The sequence below is a fragment of the Lentzea sp. HUAS12 genome (assembly GCF_024125735.1).
GTDB lineage: Bacteria > Actinomycetota > Actinomycetes > Mycobacteriales > Pseudonocardiaceae > Lentzea > Lentzea albida.
Genome location: NZ_CP099738.1, coordinates 5787014 through 5803593 on the forward strand (window position 1 = coordinate 5787014; position 16580 = coordinate 5803593).

The window sequence follows — 16580 nt, forward strand, 5'->3', positions numbered from 1 at the left end:
CGAACCAGACACCGTGTCAAACATCTTTGACTCGACGCCCGCACGGCCGCGGCGGCCGGATGGCGGTCGACTACGTCCGATCGGACCCGTTAGCGTGCCGCGCATGCTCCGTCCGATGCTCGTCGCGTGCGCGCTCGCCCTCACGGCCTGCGGTCACGCAGTGACGGCGGAACCACCCGCCGCCGCGCACACGCCGGCGGCGGCGCCCCTCGTCGCGACGCCCGAGGTCTGCCCGCTGCCCGACAGCGGGTTCGAGTGCGACTTCCAGAAGCGCATCAGAGCCGCCGAGGACTACGCCGAGACCAGGCCCGGATCCGTCGGTTTCGTGCTGCGCGACCGCAAGACCGGCGTGGTCTGGCGCAACGAGCACGCGGGCGACCTGACCTGGACGGCCTCGACGATCAAGCTCGCCATGGTCGTCAACCTGCTCGAACGCCACCGCGCCGGCAAGATCACGCTGAGCGCCGGCGACCGCACGCTGATGAGCGCGATGCTGCACACGTCCGACGACGACGCGGCGGACTCGCTGTGGAAGAAGTACAACGGCACGACGTTCAACGCGGCGTTCGCCAAGTACGGGATGACCGACCTGGTGCCGCAAAAGGGGTATTCGTCCACGTTCCCCTACTGGGGCTTCGAGAAGTGCACGGCGAACGACCTCGACCGGCTGATGAACCACGTCCTCGACGCCGTGCCCGCCGCCGACCGCGACTACATCGTCGGGCAGATGCGCGACGTCGGCCCGGTGCAGCAGTGGGGTGTCTGGGGCCCCGACTCCGGCGCGAAGAACGGCTGGTCGGAGGAGGACGGCGGCTGGGTCATGAACTCCGTCGGGTTCGTCGGGAAGGACGAGCGGTACACGCTCGCGATCATGAACGACCTCCGGGGCGAGGGCGCCTACGACGAGGGTCGTGAGACGGACACGGAGATCACGCGCATCCTGTTCCGCTGAGTGTCAGCCCCGAAGCGACTCCCACAGGCAGAGCACACTGCCCTCGCTGTCCTTCACGTACCGCGAGAACCCGAAGTCGCCGACACGTTCCTTGGCGTTGAGGAGCTCACCACCGGCCGCCTCGACCTTCCGCGACACCTCGTCGATGCTCGGCACGTCGATCATCAGCACCGGCCCCTGCACGAACTCGCCGCGCGGCGAGATCCCACCGTCCGCGTCCGCGACGTCGACCGGCTTCCCACCGGAGTCGACGAGCACGTAGTCGAACGGCAACCGCTGCGCCGACCACCCGAACACGTCGCGGTAGAACGCCGTCGCCCGCGCCAGGTCGTCCGCGGGCAGCTCGAACTTGACCCTCGTCATCGCGCGAGGTCCGGCACCTGGGCGATCAGCTCCTCCGGAGCCGACAACCGCCACGCCTCGAAGACCAGCTCCTTCATCTCGTCCGCCTCGACGCCCTCGAGGTACGCCACGACCCAGCCGAACCCACCCGCCGTGAACTGCACCTCGAACACGTCGGGCCGCTCCGCCACCAGCGCCAGCTGCTCGGACAGCGTCTGCTTCAACCCGACCGTCTGCGTGCGGGGCCAGTAGTACCCGAACACCTTGCCGCGCACGCGGAACGTGTCGTACTGCTGCCCCGACGAGCGCGTCGCCTCGGCGAGCCCGTCCACGATCCTGAAGAGCTGCTTGTTCGTCGTCGCCACAACCGACCCCCAAAGCCGAAGAGCGGAAAGTATAAATCCGGCTTTCAGGACGCGTGCGCGGCGAGCCGCCCGAGATGATCAACGATCAGCGCGGCGTGCGACAACGGCGTGCCGAGGTCCTCGACGTCCCCGTTCGTCGTGTAGTCGAGCAGCACGACATCGGCCGACGCGGCCAACTCCTGGAGCTGCGCCACTTCGTGGTGGAGACGGTGCTCCAGCACCCACCGGTAAGCCGGCAAGTAGATCTCCTGCCGCGCCGTCCGGTAGTCGAGCAGGCGCTCCCCCGCCAGGCCCGCCCGATGCCCGCGCACCGGACCGAGGCGACGCACCGTGCGCTTGAGGCCCTTCATCGACGTGACCGCGAGCTTCGCCGGGTCGACGTCCTCACCCTCGAAGACCTTCAGCGCCTGCCACAGACCTTCGACCGACTCGCTCGTCACGCCCGGCGACAACGGCACCGGTATGCCGCCGTGCGGGAAGAACGGGCTGAAGCGCACCCACGGCTCAGGACCGCGCGAGGTCACGTCGACGACCACGGCGTCCGGGCGGTTCACCTTGCGTCGCTTGCTCGCGACTTCGACGGACATGGTTCGAGCATGGCAGGGGGGTCTGACAATTCCGGGCCGCTCGGCACGCGGCTGCGCTGGGTCAGCACCACGCAGACGAGCACGACCGCCGCGGTGACCACGGCAGGCCAGCCGACCGGTTCCCCCAGCACCACCGCGGACCACAGCAGCGTGAGGACGGGTTGCGCCAGCTGGATCTGACCGATCTTGGCGACACCGCCCGCGGCCAGGCCCGCGTACCAGGCGAAGAAGCCCAGGAACATCGAGATCAGGGCCACGTAGGCGAAACTGAGCCACACGACGCCGTCGGCGCGGGAGAAGTCCGCTGTGCACAAGGAGATCGGGATCGTCACGGGCAGGGAGACGACCAGGGCCCAGCAGACGGTCCTGGCACCGCCCAGTTCGCGGGACAGCGCGCCTCCTTCGGCGTATCCCAGGCCGCACAGCACAACGGCGACGAACAGGTAGAGGTCGGCGAGGCTCAGCGAGCCGGAGAGGCCGCCGCCGGTGGCCACGAACGCCAGGACGGCGAGCAGGCCCGCGCCGCTCGAGAGCCAGAACGCGAGGGGCGGGCGTTCCGAGGCGCGCAGGACCGCCCAGATCGCCGTGGACATGGGGAGGACGGCGATCACGACGGCGCCGTGGGCCGAGGTCTGGGTGGTGAGAGCCAGGGACGTGAAGAGCGGGAAGCCGATCACGATGCCGATCGCGACGACGACCAGGCGGCGGAGCTGTGTCACCGTTGGGCGGGGTGCGCGCGATAACGCGAGATAGGCGATGGCCAGGACGCCGGCCACCAGTGCGCGGCCGAACGCGACGAACCACGGGTCCAGACCTGCCACCGCCAGCCGGGTCGCGGGCAGGGAGAAGCTGAAACCCAGGACGCCGAGCGCGCCGAGTGTTACCCCCGCTGGCACGATAACGTTACTCTTGGCTCTCATGAATGAGGATAACGCAGCCACTCGCGTTATCGAGGAGTTGAGAGCCGCGGCACGTGCCGGTCGCGCCGGCGAGCGGATGCCCTCGGTGCGCGACCTGATGGCGCGGCACCGGGCCTCGCCCGCGACGGTCCAGCAGGCCATCCAGCGGGTGGCCGCCGAAGGACTCGTCGAGGTGCGGCCCGGCCGGGGCAGTTTCGTCGCCCCGCGCACGTCCACCCCGGGCCACGACCTCTCGTGGCAGGCCGTCGCGCTCGGCGAGGGCCGGCCGGGTGAGGACCTCGTGGCGAACCTCGTCGCGGTGCCGAAGCCCGAGGCCATCCCGCTGACCAGCGGCTACCTCGACCCCGAGCTGCAACCCACCGACGCGCTCGGCGCGGCGCTCGCCCGTGCCGCGCGCCGGCCCGCGAGCTGGGGGCGCGTGCCGGTCGAGGGCAGGGAGGAGTTGCGCGCGTGGTTCGCGAAGGAGGCCGGCGGTGAGCTCAGGGCCGGGGACATCACGGTGTGCGCGGGCGCCCAGGAGGCGCTCGCGACGGTGTTCCGCGGGCTCGGCGACCGGGGTGACGCCGTGCTCGTCGAGTCGCCCACCTACCTCGGCGCGATCGCCGCGGCACGGGACGCGGGACTCAAGGTCGTGCCCGTGCCCGCGGACCAGGACGGCGTGCGGCCCGACCTGTTGCAGGCCGCGTTCGAACGGACCGGCGCGAAGGTCTTCTACTGCCAGCCGTTGCACGCGAACCCGCACGGCGCCGTGCTGTCCGACGAGCGCCGCGCCGAGGTGATGCGGATCGTCCGCCGCGTGGGCGCGTTCCTGGTCGAGGACGACTGGGCGCGCGGCTTCACCATCGACGGCACCGCGCCGCCGACGCTGGTCTCGCAGGACACCGACGGACACGTCGTCCACGTCCGCTCGCTCACCAAGGTCGCCGCGCCCGGACTGCGCGTCGCCGCGATCGGGGCGCGCGGACCGGCGGGCACCCGACTCAAGAACACGCGGTCCCGGCAGGACCTGTACGTCGCGGGGCCGTTGCAGGACGCGGCGATCGACTTCGTGACGTCCCCGGCCTGGCGACGGCACCTCCGCACGCTCCAGCAGGCGCTGCGGTCCCGGCGCGACGCGCTGGCGCGGGCGATCGGCGAGCACCTGCCCGAGTTCGAGATCGCCAGGTCGTCCGGCGGCCTGCACCTGTGGGCGGCGTTGCCGGAGGGCGTGGACGACCTGGAGCTGACGACGGCGGCCGCGGCGCGGGACGTCGTGGTGTTCCCCGGGCGGCCGTGGTTCGCCGCTGAACCACCGGGCAGCTTTCTCCGTTTGACCTATGGCGGTGCCCCCGAGCACGTGCTCGCCGAGGGTGTCCGGCGGCTGGCCGAGGCCGTGTCCGCCGTGCGGCGGTGACCGGATCGGGTGACTTGCATCATTCGTTAACTTGACTCAATCCAGAAAAGACGGCAGGGTGGCGTCCGTGCCCACGACTTCCGATTTCGAGCGCATGTTGCGTGGAGCGTCGCTCCGGGTGACGGCTCCGCGGATGGCCGTGCTGTCCGCGGTGCACTCCCACCCGCACGCCGACACGGACTCGATCATCGGTGTCGTGCGTCAGAACCTCGGCGCGGTCTCCCACCAGGCCGTGTACGACGTGCTCCGCGCACTGACCGGAGCCGGCCTGCTGCGCAAGATCGAGCCCCAGGGCTCGGTCGCCCGCTACGAGGCGCGCGTCGGGGACAACCACCACCACGTCGTGTGCAGATCCTGCGGTGCCATCGCCGACGTCGACTGCGCGGTCGGCCACGCGCCCTGCCTGGACGCATCCGACGACCACGGGTTCGTCATCGACGAGGCCGAGGTCATCTACTGGGGCTCCTGCCCCGAGTGCACGACCGCCGCGAAAAGTTCCTGAACACCCGGAAGGATTCCCGTGTCCGACAGCACTGACGCCAAGGTGAGCGAGTCGAAGGGTGAGTGCCCGGTGGCTCACAGCCGGCGCAGCCACCCCAGCGAGGGCGGCAGCAACCGAGACTGGTGGCCGAACCAGCTCAACCTCCGGATCCTCCGCAAGCACCCCGTCCAGGCGAACCCCATGGGCGGTGACTTCGACTACGGCAAGGAGTTCCTGACCGTCGACCTCGACGAGCTGGCGCGCGACGTCGACGCCGTGCTCACCGAGTCGAAGGACTGGTGGCCCGCGGACTTCGGGCACTACGGCCCGTTCATGATCCGCATGGCGTGGCACAGCGCGGGCACCTACCGCACCCACGACGGCCGTGGTGGCGCCGGCGCGGGCATGCAGCGCTTCGCGCCGCTCAACAGCTGGCCGGACAACGGCAACCTGGACAAGGCCCGCCGCCTCCTGTGGCCCGTCAAGAAGAAGTGGGGCGCCAAGGTCTCCTGGGCCGACCTCATGATCTTCACGGGCAACCGCGCGCTGGAGACCATGGGCTTCAAGACCTTCGGCTTCGCCGGTGGCCGCGCGGACGTGTGGGAGCCGGACGAGGACGTCTACTGGGGCCCGGAGACCGAGTGGCTCGGTGGCGACTCCCGCTACAGCGGTGAGCGCGAACTCGAGACGCCGCTCGCGGCCGTCCAGATGGGTCTGATCTACGTCAACCCCGAGGGCCCGAACAGCAACCCGGACCCGCTGGCCTCCGCCCGCGACATCCGCGAGACGTTCGGCCGCATGGGCATGAACGACGAGGAGACCGTCGCCCTCATCGCCGGTGGCCACACCTTCGGCAAGGCGCACGGCGCCGGCGACCCGTCGCTCGTGGGCTCCGAGCCCGAGGGCTCGCTGATGGACGCGCAGGGCTTCGGCTGGGTCAGCACGCACGGCACCGGCAAGGGCCGCGACGCCATCACCTCCGGCCTGGAGGTGACCTGGACGCAGCAGCCCACCAAGTGGACGAACCTGTTCTTCAAGAACCTGTTCGAGTTCGAGTGGGAGCTCACCAAGTCCCCGGCGGGCGCGCACCAGTGGAAGCCGAAGGGCGACGCGGGCGCCAACACCGTCCCGGACCCCGAGGACGGCACCCTCAACCGCCAGCCGATGATGCTCACCTCGGACCTCGCGCTGCGCGTCGACCCGATCTACGAGCCGATCTCGCGCAGGTTCGCCGAGGACCACGAGGCGTTCGCGGAGGCCTTCTCCCGTGCGTGGTTCAAGCTGACCCACCGCGACATGGGCCCGATCCAGCGCTACCTCGGCCCGCAGGTGCCGCAGGAGGAGCTCATCTGGCAGGACCGCCTGCCGGTGCGCGACTTCGAGCTGATCGACGACGCCGACGTCGCGTCGCTCAAGGCCAAGATCCTCGAGTCCGGCCTCTCGATCTCGCAGCTCGTGAAGACCGCGTGGGCCTCGGCCTCGTCGTTCCGCCAGAGCGACAAGCGCGGTGGCGCCAACGGTGCCCGCATCCGCCTCGAGCCGCAGCGCGGCTGGGAGGTCAACGAGCCCGACCAGCTCGCCCAGGTGCTGCGCACCCTGGAAGGCGTGCAGGAGGCGTTCAACAGCTCCGCGACCGGCGGCAAGAAGGTCTCGCTGGCCGACGTGATCGTCCTCGGCGGCGCCGCGGCGATCGAGCAGGCCGCCAAGGCCGCGGGCCACGACGTCGAGGTGCCGTTCCTCGCGGGCCGCACCGACGCGACCCAGGAGCAGACGGACGCCGAGTCGTTCGCCGTCCTGGAGCCCAAGGTCGACGGCTTCCGCAACTTCGGCAGCAAGGCCAACCCGCTGCCGTCGGAGTACCTGCTGATCGACAAGGCCAACCTGCTCGGCCTCTCCGCCCCGGAGATGACCGTGCTCGTCGGCGGCCTGCGCGTGCTGGGCGCCAACCACGGCGGTTCGCAGGCGGGTGTCCTCACGGCCAAGCCGGAGACGCTGACCAACGACTTCTTCGTCAACCTCCTCGACATGGAGACGGAGTGGAAGTCGGTCACCGAGGACCAGGAGAACTTCGAGGGCCGCGACCGCGCCACCGGTGCCGTCCGCTGGACCGCCACCCGCAACGACCTGGTGTTCGGCTCGAACTCCGAGCTGCGCGCCGTCGCCGAGGTCTACGCGAGTGACGACGCCTCCTCCAAGTTCGTCACGGACTTCGTGTCCGCGTGGAACAAGGTGATGAACGCGGACCGGTACGACGTGCACGCGGGTCTCTGACCTCAGCGCGTTCTCCAGGCACCCCAGGCCGGTCCCCCGGCCTGGGGTGCTTTCGTGTTGCGCACGTTCGTCCTGCTCACGGCGATCGTACGGGGCCATAACGGCGGACTTCACCCGTCCGGGTGACCTGATCTCTATGATGGGCGCGTGCCCCTGAGTCGCCCACCTGTCGCGTTGCTCGCTGCGCTCACGCTTCTCAGTGCGGTCACGGCGTGCACCAACGCGGCGGTCGGCGACCCGATCGGTGTGGCGGTCGAGTCGCAGAAGCCCACGTCGACGAAGAAGGCGCCTCCGGCGGCACCGCCCCGGAACAAGATCACCCTCGGCGTGGAGAACGGCAGGCAGAGCGGCGGAACGGTGATCGCCGGCGCCGGTGACGCGCCGTACAACTACGCGCCCGCCGTGATGGTCGACGGCGACCGCGTGCGCGCGTGGTGGTGCAGCCAGCTCAGCGCGGCCCCTCCCGGCGGCGACGACATCCTCTACAGCGAGGGCCCTGCCGTCGGCGGACCGTTCTCGACGGCGGTCCCGGTGTTCTCCGGCAGCGGCGGCAGCTTCGACGCGATGCACACGTGCGACCCGTCGCTGATCAAGATCGGCGACACGTACTTCATGTATTACACGGGCGCGGCGCGGGACAACCACGCGAACGGCAGCTCGGTCGGCGTCGCCTCCAGCAAGGACGGCGTCAGCTGGACGCGGGAGAACGGCGGCCAGGCGCTGCTGGGTCCCGCCGGTGACAACATCCGCGAGAACACCTATGGCGCGGGCCAGCAGTCGGCCGTCTACCTCGACGGCTGGGTGTACCTGATGTTCACCGACACCACCGGTCTCGCCTCGCACCAGAACGGCGCCGGCCAGTACGTGCTGCGGTCGCAGGACCCGACGTTCACCAAGGGCGTCGAGGCGCTCGGCACGCAGGGCTTCAAGCCGGTGACGTCGAACAACAGCCCGCGCACGCGGTCGGTCGTCGAGGCGTTCAGCGCGGACTGGATGTGGATCGAGGCGGCGGGCTCGTTCGCCATCGCCCACGAGACCGACGCCGGCACCACGATCACCTTCTGGAACAGGGACTTCACCCGCCACCCGTTCGAGTCCGTGGTGATCCCCGGCCCCTGGAAGGAAGGTCCCGGCCTGCTGCGCACCCCGCAGGGGCACGCGGTGGTCGACCCCCGGGACCCGTGCGGGCGCGTGGCGATCGACGTGCTGCGCGGCACCGTCGAGGGTCCGGCGGGACCGACGAACATCGCCCACTTCGGCATCGACGCGGTCGGTCTCAAGGGGTGCGCCACCACGAGTGAGGCGAAGGCGCTCAACGGGTTCGCGGTGCCGTCCCCGGAACGCACGCTCGACGTCGTCGTGGGCGGCAGCGTGATGCGCTTCGAGCGCCGATCGGTGGCCGAGAGGTTCTCGCGCGGTGTGCTCGGTTCACGGCCGCAGGGCGTCGACGGCCTCGAGCTCGCGTTCACCGTCCCGGCAGGCGCTCCCGCGGTGAGCCGCCCGGACGGCCAGGTCGGGCTCCTGCTCGACGGCAGGCTGTGGGTGGTCGGTTCCCCCGAGGTCGCGACGCTGAACTCGTCGACGATCACGCAGGTGTCCGCCGAGAAGTGGGCGGAGTACGAACGCCTGCCGGATCTCGTCCGGCGCTGACCGGCTAGGTTCTCCCCCACGTCGAATCGGACATGGGGACCGAAAGATGACATCAACGACATTGCGGCGCGCGGATCTGGCGGACGGCGTCCTGCCCCTGCCGGACGAGCCGCGGCACGAACTGGCGTGGCTCGGCCACGGTGCCGCGTTCGTGGCCTCCGTGGCGTTCCTGCTGCTGATCCCGGCCGGCTGGGCCAGGCTCGACCACCTGTGGGCCGAGGACGGCGCCCGGTTCCTGCTCGACGCCCTGAGCTCACCCGCCCTGGCGAACCTGGCCGACCCGTACGGCGGCTACCTGCACGCAGTGCCGCGCCTGGTCGCCGAACTCGTCGCGCTGCTGCCGGTCGAGCAGACGGCGGCGGGGTTCGCGGTCTGCTCGGCGGTGCTGCGCGCTCTCGTCGCGTTGATCACGTTCGCGGGTTCGAAGGCGTACCTGCGGTCGGCGCCCGTGCGGTTCGCGCTGGCCGCGCTCGTCGTCGTGCTGCCCGCGGGCAACTCCGAAACGTTGAGCAACGTGACGAACCTGCACTGGTTCCTGCTCTACGGCACCTTCTGGGCGTTGTTGTGGCGCAACGCCCCGCGTGTGCCGGTCGCGGTGTTCGTGGCCCTCTCCGCCCTGACCAGCCCGCTGATCTTCCTGCTGGCACCGATCGCGCTCGTGCGGCTCCTCCAGCCGCGCCGGGAGGTGCCGATCGCGTTCCTCGCCGCGCTGGCCGTGCAGGGCCTGACGATGGCGTTCACGTCCAGGACGCCGTACTCCCACGACGAGGTGGACCCGGTGCAGGTGCTGCTCGCGAGCCTGCTGCGGGTGCCCGTGGTCGCGTTCACCGGCTCCGAGCGGGTCAGCGAGTTCTACCCGGCGAACGGCAACCTCGTGATCCTCGCGGCGGTGCTGGTCGCCGCCGTGCCGATCGCGGCGGGCCTGCGGTTCGGCGATCGGCACGGCCGGGCGCTGGTGCTGGTCGCGACGGCCTTCAGCGTGGTCCTGGTCGTCGCGTGCCTGGTGCTGAACTGGGCGCAGGTCCTGCAGGTGCAGGCGCCGGGCGTCGTGATGGCCGCGCAGCGCTACAGCATCGCGCCGTGCCTGTTCCTGTTCACCGCGGTCCTCGCCGGCCTCGACGCGGTGCCGGCGCGGACCTGGGAGCGCGCGGTGGTCGCCGGGAGCCGCTACCTCGTCGGAATCCTCGTGGTCGTCAGCGTTTTCGCCCACCTGCGCGAGCCCGGCACGGTGCTGGGCGGCGTCCCGTGGGACGAGAGCGTGGCCAACGCCCGTGCCGAGTGCGCGGCAGGCAAGGAGAACGCACGGCTCGAGCACGAGCCGCAGGACTGGTTCTTCATCGTTCCGTGCGCAGCGTTGCGCTGACGAAGTCGCGGAACGACCGGGCCGGCCTGCCCGTCACGTCCTGGACGGTCGTGGTGACGCGGTCCTCCGCTCCCCCGCGGATGTCCTCGTCCAGACGTGCCAGCACCTCGGCGAACTCGCGCGGCAGCACGGCGGCGATGCGCTCCGCCAACTCCGCGGTGCCGACCGAACGGTGCCGGACGGTCCTGCCGGTGACATCGGTGATGATCGCGGCGGCGTCCGCGTAGCTGAGCGCCTCCGGGCCGGTGATGAGGTGTTCGGTGTTGTGCGGCAACGGATCTGTCAACGCGCGGGCGGCCACGGCGGCGATGTCGGCGGCGTCGACGAACCCGACCCTGCCGTCCCCGGTGGCCGTCACGACCTCGCCGGCGCGGACCCCGGCCGCCACGAGGTGGTCGCCGGTGAAGTTCTGCATGAACCACGACGGCCGCAGCACCGCCCACTCCGGCATCGCGCGCACGAGTGCTGGGAGAGCGCCCATCCCCGTGGCGCTCTCCGGCACCGCGGACGAGCTGAGCAACACCACTCGCCGCACGAGCCGCGCCCGCGCGAGCAGCGACTCGACCACCGGCGCGGGATCGACGACACCGACCGGGGGGATCAGGTAGAGACGATCTATCCCTTCCAGGGCGCCGTCAAACGTCCCGGGCGCGTCCCAGTCGAAGCGGACCTGGTCGGCGCGATCCGGTTTCCGGGTGGCGACACGGGCGCCGGGCAGCAGCGACGCGAGCCGGCTGCCGGTCGTGCCGGTACCGCCGATGATCAACGTGGTCACGCGAGCTCCTGTGCCAGCAACGGGTTCCAGTAGTCGCGGTAGTGCGCGATCTCGCCGTCGCGGGTCGTGACGACGGCGATGTACGACGCCCGGTACGGCTTGCCGGACGCGACCACGACTCCTTCCGCGTCGAACTCGGCGACGACGACGTCCGGATCGGTCGTCACGTGCACGACTTGCTTCGGAAAGCCCTGGATGTCGAGCGTCTTCGGGTAGTCGCGCAGGTAGTCCTCGATCGCGGCACGGCCCTCCAGCCTGGCGGGCCAGCCGGGTGGGGCGAAGGGGAACTCCATCACGCCGTCGGGCGCCCACAGGCCCGCGAACCCGAGCATGTCCTTGTCCAGCAGCAGTTGCAGCGCCCTCGGGATGAGGTCCACGACAGCCTCCGAAAGAAATGGACGAGACGGTCCCGTCCCATCCAACTTAAACGGGACGGGACCGTCTCGTCCAGTCCTATGATGTGTGCCATGACCAAGCGCACCCCGACCGGCGCCGCCGTGCTGCAGCCCCAGGTGACGCAGGCGATCACCGACGCCGTGTTCGACGAGCTCGCCCTGAACGGCTACGGCCGGCTGTCGATGGAGGCCGTCGCCAAGCGCGCGGAGGTCGGCAAGAGCGCGCTGTACCGGCGGTGGCCGTCGAAGCAGGACATGGTCGTCGCGGCGCTCTCGGAGTTCTCCGTGCCGCTGGCCGAGGTCCCGGACACCGGGTCACTGCGCGGCGACCTGCTGGCCACGGTCACGGCCGTGCACGACTGGCTGACGCATCCCCGGTTCGCCACGATCCTCCCCGACCTCACCGCCGAGGCCGTCCGCAACCCGGCGTTGTCCGAGGCGATCGCGGCGACGATCGGCGAACCCCGGCGCGCGCTCGGTGCCGTGACCCTCCAGCGCGCGGTGGCACGCGGTGAGCTGCCGCCCGACCTCGACGTCGAGATCGCGCTGGACCTGGTCGCGGCACCGGTCTACTGGCGGCTGTCCGTCCGGCGCGCCCCTGTGGAACCCGGTTACCTCGAACGGCTCGTCGACCACCTGGTGCGCGCGCTTCAGTGCTGATAGCTGGGGTAGTCGACGTACCCGTTGGGCGCTCCGAACCACGTCTCGCGGTCGGTGACGCGCAGCGGCAGGCCCAGCCGGAACCGTTCGACGAGGTCGGGGTTGCCGAGGTAGGCGCGGCCGTAGCTGATCAGGTCGGCGCCGTTGGCGAGCCAGCGCCGCCCCTGCTCCAGGGTGCCCTCCTCCGGGCCGATCTGGCCGCCGGGGTTGAACAGGAACGCGGTGGGCCACGCCTTGCGCAGGTCCATCAGCACCTCGTCGTCCGCGGTGGCCATGACGTGGATGTAGGCGATGTCCGGCAACGCCTTCAGCAGCTCGCCGTAGAGCACCGGCACGTTGTCCTCGACGATGCCCTGGATCCGACCGCCGGGCGAGAGCCGGATGCCGACGCGGTCCGCCCCGATGGCGTCCACCGCCGCCTCGACCGCCTCGACGGCGAACCGGATGCGCCCGGCGGTCGAGCCGCCGTAGCCGTCGGTGCGCTCGTTCGCGCTGGAGGACAGGAACTGCTGGATCAGGTACCCGTTGGCGCCGTGCAGCTCGACCCCGTCGAACCCGGCGTCGACGGCCCGTCGTGCCGCGTCGCCGAACGCTTGGACCTGGTCGGCGACCTCGGCCGTCGTCAGCGCGCGGGGCACCGGTGCCGGCCGCATCCCGGTGGGCGTGAAGACCTGGGCGTCGGCGGCGATCGCGGACGGGCCGACGGGCTGGTGGCCCGCGACCTCGACGTGCCCGATGCGCCCACCGTGCATGAGCTGGGCGAAGATGCGGCCGCCGTTGGCGTGCACGGCGTCGGTGACCACGCGCCACGCCGTCACCTGCTCGTCGGTGTGCAGGCCGGGCATGGCCGGACCGGCCTGGCCGACCGCGCTCGGGTGCACGCCTTCGGTGACGATGAGTCCGGCGGTGGCGCGCTGGGCGTAGTAGGTGGCCGTCTCCGCGGTCGGAACGCCGTCAACGGCCCGTGAGCGGGTCATCGGCGCCATGACGACGCGGTTCGGGAGGGTCAGGTTGCCGAGTCGGTAGCTCGTGAGCAGCATGAGAGCTAGGCTAGAAACCTGACACTAACGTCAGAGGTAGCTTTTGTGGCGGAGGTCTCAATGCGCATCGGTGAGCTCGCGGAACGCACAGGCGTGAGCGTGCGCGCGTTGCGCTACTACGAGGAGCAGGGCCTTCTCGCAGCTCAACGCAGCGAGAGCGGGCAGCGGCACTACGAGGAGCACGCCATCGGCAGGGTGCGGCTGATCCAGCAGCTCTACGCGGCCGGGATCTCCAGTGCGTCGATCCTCGAGATGCTGCCGTGCGTGGTTACGGGCGTGGGCGCGCCGCACGTCATCGACAAGCTCCGGGGACACCGGTCGTCGGTGGTCAAGCAGATCGAGGAGCTGCAGGAGACACTCCTGCAGCTCGACAACGTGATCGTCAGCGCCACGGCGGCCTACGAGACCGGAAGGCCGTGCCCGCCCTCCTGACCGGGCACGCCCCTCAGATGGTGGCGGTGTCGATCACGAACCGGTAGCGCACGTCGCTCGACTGCACGCGCTCGTAGGCGGTGTTGATCTGGTCGGCGCTGATCAGCTCGATCTCCGCGCCCAGGTCGTGCTCGGCGCAGAAGTCGAGCATCTCCTGGGTCTCCGCGATCCCGCCGATCATCGAGCCCGCGAGCGTCCTGCGGCCCCCGATCAGCGCGAACAGGTTGACCGAGACGGGCTCCTCTGGCGCGCCGACGTTCACCAGGGCGCCGTCGGTCTTGAGGAGGCTGACGTAGGAGGTGAAGTCGAGCGGCGCGGACACCGTGGAGACGATCACGTCGAACTTGCCGGCGAGCTCGGTGAACGTGGCCGGGTCGCTCGTGGCGCGGTAGTCCTGGGCGCCGAGCTTGAGCCCGTCCTCCTTCTTGCGCAGCGACTGCGACAGCACGGTCACGTCGGCGCCCAGCGCGGCGGCGATCTTCACGCCCATGTGGCCGAGGCCGCCCAGGCCCACGATGGCGACCTTCTTGCCCGGTCCGACGCCCCAGTGCTTGAGCGGCGAGTACAGCGTGATGCCGGCGCACAGCAGCGGCGCGGCCACGTCCAGCGGGAGCGAGTCCGGGATGCGCACGACGTAGTTCTCGTCGACGACGATCTGCTGCGAGTAGCCGCCGTACGTGACGTCGCCGCGGCGGTCGACGCCGTTGTAGGTCATGGTGTTGCCGTTGGCGCAGTACTGCTCCAGCCCACGCCGGCAGAAGTCGCACTCGCGGCACGAGTCGACCATGCAGCCGACGCCGACGTGGTCGCCGACGGCGTGGCGGGTGACCTCGGAGCCGACCTCGACGACCACGCCCGCGATCTCGTGGCCGGGCACCATCGGGAAGATGGCCTCGCCCCAGCCCTCGTTGACCTGGTGGATGTCGGAGTGGCAGATGCCGGCGAACTTGATGTCGATCAGGACGTCGTGCGCGCCGACCGCGCGACGCTCGATGGTGGTGCGCTCCAGCGGTGCCTTCGGTGCGGCAGCGGCGTAGGCAGCGACGGTGCTCATCAGGCTGTTCTCCTCGTTTCGTCGTGTCGGTGACGACACTGCTCCCGTTCGCGAGGCTTACCCAGGCACCTGGTTTTCGTATGCGCGCTGTGCCTACCACCAGCAATATCAGGCACGCCGCCTGGGACGCGGGGATACTCGGCCCCATGACCGTCGATCCGCGCACCGAGCTGAGCGACTTCCTGCGCAGCCGCCGCGCACGGCTGTCGCCGGACGACGTCGGGCTGCCGCAGTACGGCCGGGCCCGCCGCGTACCGGGCCTGCGCCGGGAGGAACTGGCGCAGCTCGCGGGTGTCTCCGTCGCCTACTACACGCGCCTGGAGCAGGGCAACGGGCGCAACGTCTCGACCGAGGTCCTGGACTCGATCGCCCGCGCGTTGCGGCTCACCGACGCCGAGCGCGACTACCTGGGCAACCTGACCCGCAGCAAGCGCCCGAAGAAGAAGGCCGCCACGCGCACGATGATCCGACCCGCGTTGCGGCACCTGCTCGACAGCATCGGCGTGCCCGCGTACATCAGCGGGCGGCGCACGGACATCCTCGCGTGGAACCCCATGGCCGAGGCGTTGTTCGGCGACTGGGGCGAGCTCGAGCCGCGCGACCGCAACTGGGCGCGCCTGATCTTCCTGCGGCCCCGCTACCAGGAGCTCTTCGTCAACTGGGAGGCCAAGGCCGCCGACATCGTCGCGTTCCTGCGCTCCGACGCCGCCTGCTGCATCGACGACCCCGAGATGGCCGCGCTGGTCGGCGAGCTGTCGCTGAAGAGCGACCTGTTCCGGCAGCTCTGGGCCGCGCACGAGGTCAAGGACAAGAGCTTCGGCACGAAGGTGGTGCGCCACCCGCTCGTGGGCGAGCTGACGCTGTCCTACGAGGCGCTGGCGATGCCGGCCGAGCCCGGCATGTTCCTCAACACCTACCACGCCGAGCCCGGCTCCCCTTCCGCCGAGGGCCTGCAGCTGCTGGCCAACTGGGGTACCGACGCCTCCCGCTCTGTTACTACCAAGGCGTGAGAACACCGCGTCTGGAGATCGAGTACTGCACCCAGTGCCGCTGGCTGCTGCGTGCCGGGTGGACGGCCCAGGAGCTGCTGACCACGTTCACCGCGGAGCTGGGCGAGGTCGCGCTGATCCCCGGCACCGGTGGCGTGTTCGACGTGCGGCTCGACGGCGAGACCCTCTGGTCGCGCAAGGAGCAGGAGGGCTTCCCGGACCTCGCCGTGCTCAAGCAGCTCGTGCGCGACCGGGTGGCGCCGGAGCGTTCGCTGGGCCACACCGACCGCAAGGGCTCGGCCGACTCCTGACGCGGGCCGATCGCCCACCGGGACCGGCGAATTCGCTGCGGCACGGACTGGCGGGCTCGTAGGGTGACGCCCGTGCATCCGAACCAGGGCTGGCAGGTGCAACAACCGCGCGCACACGGGCCGGGGTACGGTCCGGCGCCGGGCTGGGGCCAGCCGCTGCGGCCGAGCACCGCGCCCGCCTACCTCGCGGGCGGGCTGTGGATCGCCGTCGCCGTGCTGTGCTTCGTGCTGGCCGGGCTGAACTCGGCGGACGGCAAGGGAGTCCGGCAGACCCCGGAGGCCGCAGTCGCGTTGCTGGGCCTCGCCTTCGGGCGCGGTGTCATCGCCAACGGTGACCCGGCGATCGTCGCCACCTACGTCGCGGGCGGGGTGGTGCTGCTGCTCGCCGCACTGGTGTTCGCGCGTCTCGCCTTCGCCCGCTGGGTGCTCGCCGGGCTCGGGTTCCTCGTGGTCGCGTACTACGTGTTCGCCGTCGTCCGGCTCACGGTCAACGGCGCCGGCACGCTGATCATCGTGCCGGGCGTCGCGCTGATGCTGTGGCTGGCCGCCTCGATGGTGTCGGTGCTGCCGCCGGTCGGCCGGGCGATGCGGTGAGCGCCG

At 70.7% G+C, this 16580-nt stretch carries 19 protein-coding genes; 11 read left to right on the forward strand and 8 right to left on the reverse strand.

The window, feature by feature from the left end; translation table 11 throughout:
• The first annotated feature begins 103 nt into the window (after positions 1-103).
• On the forward strand, positions 104-952 hold the full coding sequence (locus ND450_RS26200) for a class A beta-lactamase-related serine hydrolase (protein ID WP_218159787.1): 849 nt from the start codon (positions 104-106) through the stop codon (positions 950-952).
• A 3-nt stretch (positions 953-955) separates the two neighbouring features.
• Here ND450_RS26200 and ND450_RS26205 read toward each other — a convergent pair whose 3' ends face one another.
• From ND450_RS26205 to ND450_RS26220, 4 genes are read right to left on the reverse strand one after another with little or no spacing between them, the layout of a single operon-like run.
• Positions 956-1315 carry a VOC family protein gene (locus ND450_RS26205; RefSeq protein ID WP_253321287.1) on the reverse strand — a complete coding sequence of 120 codons (360 nt, stop codon included), beginning with the start codon at positions 1313-1315 and terminating at the stop codon, positions 956-958.
• Positions 1312-1659: an MmcQ/YjbR family DNA-binding protein gene (locus ND450_RS26210; protein ID WP_089921876.1), complete on the reverse strand. Its 348-nt coding sequence runs from the start codon at positions 1657-1659 to the stop codon at positions 1312-1314. Before ND450_RS26210 ends, ND450_RS26205 begins: the two co-directional genes overlap by 4 nt.
• A gap of 44 nt (positions 1660-1703) precedes the next feature.
• The gene (locus ND450_RS26215) at positions 1704-2246 is read right to left on the reverse strand and encodes a hypothetical protein (RefSeq protein WP_253321288.1); all 543 of its coding nucleotides are present in this window, start codon (positions 2244-2246) and stop codon (positions 1704-1706) included.
• The gene (locus tag ND450_RS26220) at positions 2210-3142 is read right to left on the reverse strand and encodes a DMT family transporter (protein WP_253321289.1); all 933 of its coding nucleotides are present in this window, start codon (positions 3140-3142) and stop codon (positions 2210-2212) included. The genes ND450_RS26215 and ND450_RS26220 overlap by 37 nt, the downstream gene beginning before the upstream one ends.
• A 22-nt stretch (positions 3143-3164) precedes the next feature.
• Here ND450_RS26220 and ND450_RS26225 point away from each other — a divergent pair, with 22 nt between their 5' ends.
• The 5 genes from ND450_RS26225 to ND450_RS26245 all read left to right on the forward strand — a co-directional run bounded on the left by ND450_RS26225 (position 3165) and on the right by ND450_RS26245 (position 10324).
• Entirely contained in the window at positions 3165-4559 is a 1395-nt protein-coding gene (locus ND450_RS26225; protein WP_256557311.1) for a PLP-dependent aminotransferase family protein, read from the forward strand.
• A gap of 67 nt (positions 4560-4626) precedes the next feature.
• Complete coding sequence (locus ND450_RS26230; protein WP_089922019.1) at positions 4627-5061, forward strand: Fur family transcriptional regulator; 435 nt, start codon at positions 4627-4629, stop codon at positions 5059-5061.
• A gap of 18 nt (positions 5062-5079) precedes the next feature.
• Positions 5080-7311, forward strand: coding sequence for a catalase/peroxidase HPI (katG, locus tag ND450_RS26235; protein ID WP_256557312.1), 2232 nt, complete (start codon positions 5080-5082; stop codon positions 7309-7311).
• 147 nt (positions 7312-7458) lie between these two features.
• Positions 7459-8961, forward strand: a complete 1503-nt coding sequence (locus ND450_RS26240; RefSeq protein ID WP_253321291.1) for a beta-xylosidase — start codon at positions 7459-7461, stop codon at positions 8959-8961.
• A 46-nt stretch (positions 8962-9007) separates the two neighbouring features.
• On the forward strand, positions 9008-10324 hold the full coding sequence (locus tag ND450_RS26245; protein ID WP_253321292.1) for a hypothetical protein: 1317 nt from the start codon (positions 9008-9010) through the stop codon (positions 10322-10324).
• On the opposite strand, the gene ND450_RS26250 is transcribed toward ND450_RS26245, so the two are convergent.
• Positions 10296-11099: an ergot alkaloid biosynthesis protein gene (locus ND450_RS26250; protein ID WP_253321293.1), complete on the reverse strand. Its 804-nt coding sequence runs from the start codon at positions 11097-11099 to the stop codon at positions 10296-10298. The two genes, ND450_RS26245 and ND450_RS26250, sit on opposite strands and share 29 nt — an antisense overlap.
• Positions 11096-11476: a nuclear transport factor 2 family protein gene (locus ND450_RS26255; protein WP_089921862.1), complete on the reverse strand. Its 381-nt coding sequence runs from the start codon at positions 11474-11476 to the stop codon at positions 11096-11098. Before ND450_RS26255 ends, ND450_RS26250 begins: the two co-directional genes overlap by 4 nt.
• Positions 11477-11566: 90 nt before the next feature.
• Between ND450_RS26255 and ND450_RS26260 the strand changes: the two genes are divergently transcribed.
• Positions 11567-12154 (forward strand): TetR/AcrR family transcriptional regulator, encoded by a 588-nt coding sequence (locus ND450_RS26260; protein WP_253321294.1) that lies wholly within the window; start codon positions 11567-11569, stop codon positions 12152-12154.
• Here ND450_RS26260 and ND450_RS26265 read toward each other — a convergent pair.
• A complete protein-coding gene (locus tag ND450_RS26265; RefSeq protein WP_253321295.1) occupies positions 12145-13194 on the reverse strand; it encodes an alkene reductase in 1050 nt (349 codons plus the stop codon). The genes ND450_RS26260 and ND450_RS26265 overlap by 10 nt on opposite strands.
• A 60-nt stretch (positions 13195-13254) precedes the next feature.
• On the opposite strand from ND450_RS26265, the gene ND450_RS26270 reads away from it, so the two are divergent.
• Entirely contained in the window at positions 13255-13626 is a 372-nt protein-coding gene (locus ND450_RS26270) for a MerR family transcriptional regulator (protein ID WP_253321296.1), read from the forward strand.
• Between the two features lie 13 nt (positions 13627-13639).
• Here ND450_RS26270 and ND450_RS26275 read toward each other — a convergent pair whose 3' ends face one another.
• Positions 13640-14680 carry an NAD(P)-dependent alcohol dehydrogenase gene (locus ND450_RS26275; protein ID WP_253321297.1) on the reverse strand — a complete coding sequence of 347 codons (1041 nt, stop codon included), beginning with the start codon at positions 14678-14680 and terminating at the stop codon, positions 13640-13642.
• 146 nt (positions 14681-14826) lie between these two features.
• Between ND450_RS26275 and ND450_RS26280 the strand changes: the two genes are divergently transcribed.
• The 3 genes from ND450_RS26280 (at position 14827) to ND450_RS26290 (ending at position 16574) form a co-directional block, all read left to right on the forward strand.
• On the forward strand, positions 14827-15690 hold the full coding sequence (locus ND450_RS26280; protein ID WP_253321298.1) for a helix-turn-helix domain-containing protein: 864 nt from the start codon (positions 14827-14829) through the stop codon (positions 15688-15690).
• On the forward strand, positions 15687-15980 hold the full coding sequence (locus ND450_RS26285) for a SelT/SelW/SelH family protein (protein ID WP_089921857.1): 294 nt from the start codon (positions 15687-15689) through the stop codon (positions 15978-15980). Before ND450_RS26280 ends, ND450_RS26285 begins: the two co-directional genes overlap by 4 nt.
• 72 nt (positions 15981-16052) lie before the next feature.
• Entirely contained in the window at positions 16053-16574 is a 522-nt protein-coding gene (locus ND450_RS26290; protein WP_253321299.1) for a hypothetical protein, read from the forward strand.
• Positions 16575-16580 lie beyond the last annotated feature (6 nt).